9 protein-coding genes and 1 tRNA gene are annotated in these 8,795 nt (G+C 53.5%); 3 read left to right on the forward strand and 7 right to left on the reverse strand.

Annotated elements, in window-relative coordinates:
- Positions 1–72: 72 nt before the first annotated feature.
- From Q371_RS16785 to Q371_RS16800, 4 genes are all read right to left on the reverse strand, one after another.
- Positions 73–468: a hypothetical protein gene (locus tag Q371_RS16785; protein WP_034342357.1), complete on the reverse strand. Its 396-nt coding sequence runs from the start codon at positions 466–468 to the stop codon at positions 73–75.
- Positions 468–968, reverse strand: coding sequence for a DUF2867 domain-containing protein (locus tag Q371_RS16790; RefSeq protein ID WP_034342360.1), 501 nt, complete (start codon positions 966–968; stop codon positions 468–470). Before Q371_RS16790 ends, Q371_RS16785 begins: the two co-directional genes overlap by 1 nt.
- Before the next feature lie 27 nt (positions 969–995).
- Positions 996–1,517 carry a TetR/AcrR family transcriptional regulator gene (locus tag Q371_RS16795; RefSeq protein WP_034342363.1) on the reverse strand — a complete coding sequence of 174 codons (522 nt, stop codon included), beginning with the start codon at positions 1,515–1,517 and terminating at the stop codon, positions 996–998.
- A gap of 76 nt (positions 1,518–1,593) precedes the next feature.
- Positions 1,594–1,995, reverse strand: a complete 402-nt coding sequence (locus tag Q371_RS16800; protein ID WP_034342366.1) for a hypothetical protein — start codon at positions 1,993–1,995, stop codon at positions 1,594–1,596.
- 164 nt (positions 1,996–2,159) lie between these two features.
- Here Q371_RS16800 and Q371_RS16805 point away from each other — a divergent pair, with 164 nt between their 5' ends.
- Positions 2,160–4,202 (forward strand): prolyl oligopeptidase family serine peptidase, encoded by a 2,043-nt coding sequence (locus tag Q371_RS16805; RefSeq protein WP_034342390.1) that lies wholly within the window; start codon positions 2,160–2,162, stop codon positions 4,200–4,202.
- Positions 4,203–4,299: 97 nt separating this feature from the next.
- On the opposite strand, the gene Q371_RS16810 is transcribed toward Q371_RS16805, so the two are convergent.
- A complete protein-coding gene (locus Q371_RS16810) occupies positions 4,300–5,037 on the reverse strand; it encodes an SIMPL domain-containing protein (protein WP_034342369.1) in 738 nt (245 codons plus the stop codon).
- An 81-nt stretch (positions 5,038–5,118) separates the two neighbouring features.
- Between Q371_RS16810 and Q371_RS16815 the strand changes: the two genes are divergently transcribed.
- Entirely contained in the window at positions 5,119–5,856 is a 738-nt protein-coding gene (locus tag Q371_RS16815) for a GNAT family N-acetyltransferase (protein WP_051964646.1), read from the forward strand.
- A gap of 100 nt (positions 5,857–5,956) precedes the next feature.
- Positions 5,957–7,294 carry a M20/M25/M40 family metallo-hydrolase gene (locus Q371_RS16820; RefSeq protein WP_034342396.1) on the forward strand — a complete coding sequence of 446 codons (1,338 nt, stop codon included), beginning with the start codon at positions 5,957–5,959 and terminating at the stop codon, positions 7,292–7,294.
- A 78-nt stretch (positions 7,295–7,372) separates the two neighbouring features.
- Here Q371_RS16820 and Q371_RS16825 read toward each other — a convergent pair whose 3' ends face one another.
- Positions 7,373–7,963 carry a DJ-1/PfpI family protein gene (locus Q371_RS16825; RefSeq protein WP_034342371.1) on the reverse strand — a complete coding sequence of 197 codons (591 nt, stop codon included), beginning with the start codon at positions 7,961–7,963 and terminating at the stop codon, positions 7,373–7,375.
- A 105-nt stretch (positions 7,964–8,068) separates the two neighbouring features.
- Positions 8,069–8,155 (reverse strand) — tRNA-Leu (locus tag Q371_RS16830).
- Positions 8,156–8,795 lie beyond the last annotated feature (640 nt).

The raw sequence follows: 8,795 nt of genomic DNA on the forward strand, positions 1-8,795 counted from the left end.
TGAACAATTGACGCTTGAACCCCGGTCCCCATGGCCGGGGTTTTTCAATTCAGGTTTTTTCAAGTGGTTTTTTCAAGAAGGTTTTTTGAGGCTGGCCACCCATGCTCCCAGACCTGCCAGAAAAAACAGCACCCACTGGGGAAGCATCCAGAAATCCTGACGGCCTTGTTGCCAGAGTGCCACCTGCAAAAACCACGAAATCCCATACAGAAAGCACAATCCTGCAACGGACCGATAGATCCTCTGGCGATAGGGAAATTTCAGGCTGGCGTAAATCAAACCCACCGCCAGAACCAGCAAGTCAATGGTGACCAGATGGAATGCGCCCACTTTCATCAGCCAATTCTGGTGGGCGGCCACGTTCTCTGGTCGGAATTGCAGCACCTCCTGACCCCCCATGAAGGTGTGCACCCCAAAAACCAGCACAAAAAAACCCCCTGTGGTCAGTGCAGCTTTGTTCAGAACCATCAGGGTTGTGCTCGCAGTCCAGCCCGGATCATGGCATTGATCACCAGATGGTGAAAAGGCGCAATGATGAAGTAATACAGCCTGCCGGTCCAGTGGTGGTACTCGATCAGGGTGTACATGCGGATGTGCTCCTGTTCTTTTTCTGCAGCCAGATAAGCGGTCAGGTGTTTGTCAGAGACCCCAGAGATCCACAGGTTTCCTTCTGCATGTTGCACTGTAAAAAAGGCCAGTTTTTGACCTTTTCGGAAAGGCACATCCTGAGGGGCCACTTTTTTGAACTGGGGTGCCCCATGGCCTTGCAGACCCAGCAAAGGCACCAGTTTGCCCCGAAGGGCATAAAGCAAGGTCAGCCATGAAGGGCTGTAAGAGAAGCATCCTGCCAGAAAATCACGCAAACCCTGACGGCTCTGGAAGGTTTTGACCTCAATGTAATGGGCCTTTTTCAGGAAGGGAACAAGGGCTCTTGGAGGGGCGTCTGCTTTGAATCGGGTGTGAATCATGCTGCTCTCCTTTGGGATGGGTGCTGTTTACAGCCCCAGATGTTCCAGAACCAGCAAATGAACACGGGCTTTTTGGGCAGGGTCATGCTGCAAAATCTGCTGACTGCCCAGAAAAAGCCAGTACAGGGCCTGCGCTTTCAAGGCATCTTGCCCATCCAAAATTTCAGAAACCAGATCCTGCACATACCTCTCACGGGTCTGGTCGATGCGTTCCTGAACCGCTCTGGCCCGTTCATCCACCCGAGCCCATCCTCGAAAAGCCACCTCCAGAGCAGGATCGTACTGGGTGATGTGTTCCAGCAAGGTGCGCAGGCGTTTTTTGGGGTCTGTGATGGTTTTCAGGTGTTCAATGATGTTCAGGGTGGTGACCTGCTCATAGAAATCCAGCAGGTTTTGCTGGTAATCGTCCAGAGAGGAAAAATGGTGGTAAAAAGAACCCCTGGTGACCTGCAGGCTCTGGCAGAGGGTGTCCATTTTCAGGCCACGGAGCCCTTCGGTGGCCAGCAAGGTCATTCCAGCCATGAACCAGTCTTTGCGGATGGTCTTCACAAGAAAAACATACCATACAGTATGGTATGTTTTTTGGGACAAAAGCCCCGTGATGGTTCTGGGTCCCTCGGGTCACTCAGTTCACGAGCCAGCGTTTGTGCTTCAAGCCCTCATCCATGAAGAAAAACACCAGAGCAGCGACCAGTGACAGGCCCACAAAAAGCCAATCTTCGCCAGACAGGTTGCTGCGAAAGCCCAGCAACACGAACACCATCAAAATGCCACCCAGCAAATGGATCAGCAAGGCGACTTGAAAACGGTGTTTGGACAGCCTGATGGCAAAAGCATCTGAAATGCCACTGGCCAGCAGGGCAGGAAGCCCTCCCAGATAAAATGCAAAAAAACCTGCAGCCAGCACGGTTTCAAAAAAGGTGTTGTCCTCCAAGCCTTCGAGGGCTGCAAAAGACACGCCGACCACCAGAGCGGCCACCAAAAGGGCCAGCACTTTTCGAGATGTCCACTTCAAAGCTTTGAGCATTTTTTGCCTCCTGTGCATCTTTCCTTGCAAGCAATGGGTGTTGCAATGTGGGATAAAGGAATTACGTGTTTTTGTTCTGTGGCGTTGCATGGGAATGCCACAAGATCAGGGTTTCCCCTGAGATCACGCCGATCTCATTTGGAAAAAGGTATGTTGAAAGAACCATGTCTCAAGAGGTCCTGATGCACGAAACAAATGATCCGTATTTATGGCTGGAAGCGATAGAAGACCAGAGGGCCCTGAATTGGGTGAAAAACCAGCGTCAGGCGCTGGAAGCGCTGGAAAACGCAGAAGGATTTCAGGGTCTGCGCAGCCACATTGAAACAGCTTTGAATGCCAGAGACAACATCCCCATGCCAGAGGGCTTTAAAGGCAATTACTACAACTTCTGGAAAGACGAGGACCATCCCAGAGGCCTCTGGCGCAGAACCACCCCCGAATCTTATGCCACCCCTGCACCCCTCTGGGAAGTTGTTTTTGACCTGGATGAGGTGGCCCGTCTGGAGCAAGTCAACTGGGTCTGGAAGGGTGCAGCCCTCTGTCCAGAGCGTCCAGAACGTGCCTTGCTGTATCTGTCGCGCGGGGGCGCAGATGCTGTGGTCATCCGGGAATATGACCTGACCCAGCAAGCCTTTGTGACAGACGGTTTTGAGTTGCCAGAGTGTAAACAATCGGTGTGCTGGAAAGATGAAAACACCATCTGGTTCACCGCTGCCCTGAACGATCAGGAAAAAACCCCCTCTGGATACCCTTTCATCACCCGCGAATGGACAAGGGGAGAGTCCTTGCACGATGCCAGAGTGGTGCATTCTGGCTCACCTGAGGATGTGGGTGCATGGTGTTACTCCGAACCTGTGGCCGGTAAAGAGCGCCCTCTGATCCGTCAACTGGTGCAGTTTTTCAATGCCACAGTTCAACTGGAATGGCAGGGACAGGTCCGTGAACTCCAGCAACCCCCTCGTGCAGAAGCCACCTTTTTTCAGGATCAGGTGGTGTACTGGCTCAGGGAAGAATTGGTGCAAAAGGGGCAGACTTTTCCTGCAGGCAGCCTTCTGAGCACAGCTCTGGAAAATGCTCTGGGTTCTTCTCCAGAGTATTCCCTGCTGTTTCAGCCCACAGAGGGCATGTCGGTGCAGAGCATCACCGTCACCCGTGACCATGTGCTGGTGATGGCCCTCAACCATGTGCGCAGCGAAGTGTACGCCTTTTCCCGTTCTGAACAGGGCTGGATGCATTCTCGGATTTCCGTGCCAGAGTTGATGAGCATCCAGCTCTGGGCTGAAGATGCCAGCAACAGCGACGCAGCGTTCATGATGGTCACCGGGTTTTTGACCCCAAACACCCTGTACCGTTTGCTGCCAGATGGCACCCAGCAACCGCTCAAAGCCAACCCCATGCATTTTGATCCTGCAGGTTTGCATGTAGAGCAGCACTTTGCCACCAGCAAAGACGGCACCCGCATTCCTTATTTTCAGGTGGCCTCCAGCAGTCCGAAATTGGACGGTCAGAACCCCACCTTGCTGTACGGATATGGAGGCTTCGAAAATGCCAGAATGCCCACCTACAGTGCAGCCCTCGGGCAGGGATGGCTCACCAGAGGGGGCGTGTATGTGTTGGCCAACATCCGTGGCGGAGGAGAGTATGGCCCCTCTTGGCACCAATCCGCCCTCAAGGCCAACCGCCAGAACGCCTACGATGACTTCATCGCAGTGGCAGAAGACCTGATCCAGCGTCGGGTGACCACCCCAGAGCACCTCGGGACCCGTGGAGGCAGCAACGGAGGTTTGCTCACCAGTGTGATGCTGACCCAGCGTCCAGACCTGTTCGGGGCCGTGGTGTCTGAAGTCCCCCTCACCGACATGTTCCGGTACCACAAGATGCTGGCCGGAGCCAGTTGGATGGCCGAATACGGAGATCCAGAGACCTCAGACTGGAATTTTTTAAGCCAGTACAGCCCTTACCACAACATCAAATCTGCCACCGAGCAGCCTTACCCCAAAACCATTTACCTCAGTTCCACCCGAGATGACCGTGTGCACCCCGGCCATGCCCGAAAAATGGTGGCCAAGTTGCAAGAGTCCGGCCACGAAGTGCTTTACTTCGAGAACATTGAGGGCGGACACGGCGGATCTGCAAACCACCAGCAAATGGCCCACTGGCAGGCTCTGGTGTACAGCTTTCTGTGGCAGGAACTCAGCAAAGTTTGATTTGCGCCCGTTCTACACAGCCTCAAGACAGCAAAAACAGGAGGGATTTCCCTCCTGTTTCTTTTTTCGATGCAAATGAAGATGCAAATGAAAGGGTTTACTGCACAGCGAAACTCACGGTCACCACAGCGGTCACGTCTTTTTCCAGACTGGTGGTGTCAAAAGAACCGTAATCGTCCACCTGTGTGGTGAAGCGGGGGGTGATCTGGAACACCCCCATCCGGGCACTTTTCATGGCCCCGAGGGTGCTTCCTGCACTTTTCACCATCACATTGGCGCGTTCTCGAGCGTCTCTGGTGGCGTCTTCCAGCAGTTTGATGCGCAGTTCAGGCAGTTTGGTGTACAGGTACTGCATTGGGCTCGATTCCAGAGGAATGCCACGGGCAATCAGGCTGCTGGCGCTCTGGTTGATGGCCACCACTTTTTTCACCTCGTTGCTGCGGATCTGGTAGTGCTTGCGCAGGATGTACCCTTTGACGCTGACCTCACGCCCAGCTTCGTCCCGGTTGTAGAAGGTGGTGGGCTCGGTGACGATGGCATCTGAAACCAACTCTTCAGCAGAAAGCTTCTGGGTTTTCAGGAAGTCATCCACGGCCCGGGTGGCGGTGCTGATTTCGGTGTACAGGTTTTGCAATTCGGTGCCTTGCGTGCTCAATTGAAAATCCCAGATCACATGATCCGAAGTGATGGCTTGCTTGGTGCTGCCTGTCACTGTGATGGTGTCGTCGGCTTTCTTGATGTCCCGAAACCCCGAGACCGCAATGAAAGCACTGGCGACCAGAGCAATGCCCAGCAAAAAAAGACCGATGACCAATTGTGGGAAATCTTGCTTCATTTCTTCACCTACGCTTACGGTACTCCTCCAATTGGGCTTTTTCCTTTAATCTTTCTGAAGCCTTTCGGCTAGCGTGAAACCATGCTGGAAATTGTCAGAATCACTGACTGGAACGACCCGAGAATTGACGAATTTGGAGAACTGCAGAACCGGGCTTATTTTGATCCCGACATGCTGATCCCCATGTGGGTGATCAAGCAAACCATGCAAAATCCCAGCCCTCACCGCAACGATGTGTTGCTGGTTGCTGTGGAAGAGGGCAAAGTGCTGGGAGGCACGGTTTTTCATTACCTCCCTCCTGCCCACGCAGGCTTTTCGAGCATCCTTGCTGTGGACCCTGAAGCCAGAGGCAAAGGGGTGGCCAAAGCCCTGCACCTCGCCAGATGGGAAACCCTGACCGAAATTGCCAAGGCCCCTCCCAGAGCGGTGTTCATTGATGTGGTGGCCCCTGAGCGCCTTTCTGAAGAAGAGTGGGCCAAAGAAAAAGAATACGGCTTTGATCCCAGACAGCGCAGAAAAGTCTTTGCTGGAATGGGATTCAAGCAACTCGACATCGAATACCATCAACCTGTGGGAGGCCCAGATGGAGGACCCGTCACCAACATGGACCTGCTGATCTATGCCCCCAACCTGCACGAGGTTTTCCCTCTGGAGTGGGTGCTGGACACCATGCACGCTTACTGGGTTCCCTGGCTGGGCAGTGAACGTGCCCATCAGGCCACCGATGAATTGAAAATGCGTGCCAAGAGTGACCCAGTCGGATTGCTCCCTCCTGACCATGCTTGCCATGCTGAAGTTTTCAACGATGAGGTGGTTTGAAGGATTTCTTCAAGGTGATCCTCTGGGAGGCAAACGTTGAACTTGCAATAGGTGTTGTAGCGGATGTGGATTCCTAATGCCAGAGGGTTATGCTTGCACCATGCAAAACTTGAAACCCTTCATCGATCAGGCCAGATTGGACCTGGCCGAACTGGTGGCTCTGGAATCCGTGTCCGCACAGGGACGCATGCTGGCCGAAACCGCCCACCATGTCAGCGAACTGCTGCAAGCCGAAGGCTTCACGGTGCAGTCTTACCTTGGAGAGGTCGCTCCGATTTTGGTGGCCGAAGCCGGAGAGGGAGACCGCACCCTCTTGATTTACAACCACTATGACGTGCAGCCCGAGTCGCCCATCGAACTCTGGGAGTCTCCTCCTTTTGTGGCCACCGAACGGGACGGACGCCTGTATGGACGGGGCATCAGCGATGACAAAGGAGAATTCGTTTCCCGGTTGGCGGCTGTGCGTGCCCTCAAAGCCCAGCATGGTGGAAAACTGCCCCTCAAGATCAAATGGTTGATTGAAGGGGAGGAGGAAATCGGCAGCCCGAGTCTGGGCCGTTTCGTTCATGAGCATGCAGAGGAACTCAAGGCAGATGGGTGCTGGTGGGAGTTTGGCAGCATTGATCCCCACGGTCGCCCCATCATTTATGCAGGCCTCAAAGGGATCATCTGTCTGGAATTGCGGGCCAGAGTCTCGGATTCAGACCTGCACTCCAGCCTCGGGGCGGTGGTGGACAATCCGCTCTACAAGCTTTCCAGAGCCATTGCCAGCATGCGCGATGAAACAGGCCGGGTCACCATTGATGGTTTTTACGACGATGTGCGCAAACCTTCAGAGGCAGACCTTCAGGCCATCCAGAGCATCCCTGACGAAAGCCCAGCCACCAAACAGGCTTACGGCATCAAAGGCTACCTTGGAGATGTCTCAGGCGTTTCTTACTACGAACGCCTGATTTTCGAACCCTGCCTCAATGTCAACGGTTTTCATGGTGGATATGGCGATGCTGGCAGCAAAACTGTTCTCCCAGCCGAAGGTTTCGTGAAAGTGGATTTCCGTCTGGTGCCCGATCAGTCTCCAGCAAAGGTGCTGGAACTCCTCAAAGCCCACCTTGAAAAACATGGCCTTTCGGACATCGAAGTGGTTGAACTGGAAAGCCACGAACACCCCGCCCGCAGCGATGTTTCCCATCCATTCGTGCAAACCGCTCTGGAAGTGGCCTCTGAAGTGCACGGTCATCCTGCGGTTCTGCACCCGAGCAGTGCAGGCAGTGGCCCAATGCACCCCTTCATTGAAGCGATTGGTTTGCCTGTGGTGGCCGCAGGCATCAGCAACCACGCCTCAAGGGTGCATGCCCCCAACGAAAACATCGTGATTGCCCACTTTGAAAAAGGCATTGAATTTGCCTTGAAGTTCATGGACCGCCTCTCAAAGCTGTAAAACAAAAGGTAAAAAAGGTCCAGAGAAGGCATGGGGTTCTTGTCCCATGCCTTCTGCTTTTGGCTTTCAGCCTTCTGCTCAAACCTCAAAGGGAAATTCGATTTGCCTGGCCACCCTGACCGTAAAATCCATGCCAAAATCCAGACCGATCAGGTTCAGGCTCAGGATCATCCCAGCAGAGACCCCCGCAGAAGTGAAGATCTTGCCTTCTTGCGTGAAAGGCACATGGCTTTGCACCTGCACCTCTGGATAAGCATCTTGCAGGTCTTGCAGGTCTTCCCAGTGGGTGGTGGCAGGTTTGCCGTTCAGCATTCCGGTTTCTGCCAGCAGAAACGCTCCTGTGCAAATGGATGCAGTGATCTGGGTGCTCTGGTGGACGTTTTTGATCCACTGGATCACCTCTGGCTTGTGCAATTCGGCAGTGACCACCCCTCCAGCCACCAGCAAAATGTCCAGAGCAGGATGGTTTTGCAGCGTGTGGTGGGGCAAAACCTGAAAACGGTTGCGTGCCTGAACAGGCCGATCCTGCTCAGCAATCAGCACAACGTGGTAAGGCTCGGGTTGACCGTCTCGCACTTTCAGTCGATTGGCCACACTGAAAGCCTCAAAAGGTGCGCTGAAATCCATCACTTCTGCCTCATCAAAAATGTAGATGCCCACGGTTTTCATGCCAGCAGTTTAAATGGATTTGCAGGGTGTTCAGCAGGGATGGACCAGATCGGTCCGTTTTTTGTCCAAAAACAAAAAAAGCCCCTGAAAAGGAGCTTTGATCTCTGGTGCCGAGGAGGGGACTTGAACCCCTACACCCAAACGGGCGCTACCCCCTCAAAGTAGTGCGTCTACCAATTCCGCCACCTCGGCAGGGCAAGAAGTATGATATGTACAAATTCTCTTTTTGTCAAGCTGTAGGCAAGATGGGTTATTTGTGCGCCATGACAGGGAAATTGGGGCGTTCATGGGCAAAGTGGGGCTTGATGGTTGAGGAAAGGGCAGAAAGCAAAAGGCCAGATGTCGAGGGCATAGGGCCGAGGGCCGAGAGCAATAAAGCTTTGAACAATACGTTCAGGGCAAGGCATAACTTCTTGTGCAAAACAAGGGCTCGTACGCTGTCTTGCCCTGAACATGTGCTTGGAGGACAGTCTCCCATGGGTTCTTTTGCTTGCTCCACCTGATTCCCTTGACCATTTCTGATACGTATCACATGATGCTCTCGGCTCTCGGCTCTCGGCTCTCGGCTCTCGGCTCTCGGCTCTCGGCTGTCACCAAAATCCTGAACCGTTTCCTTACATCTCAATTACACTTTGTGCATCTTGTGAAAATCTGTCGAGACGATTTAAACCCCTCTGGACAAAGGTTTTTTGGTGTTTTGGAAGGAGCAGTACCTGTGGCGTGACAGCTTTTTGTCTAAGTGTTTCGGGAACCTCAACCCTTTACAGCACAAGGGTTTCATGTTACCTTGAACCCTGTCGCTTGCAGGGTGCCAATTGGCGGGCTTTGCATG

It is taken from the genome of Deinococcus misasensis DSM 22328, from assembly GCF_000745915.1.
Classification (GTDB): Bacteria; Deinococcota; Deinococci; order Deinococcales; family Deinococcaceae; genus Deinococcus_C; species Deinococcus_C misasensis.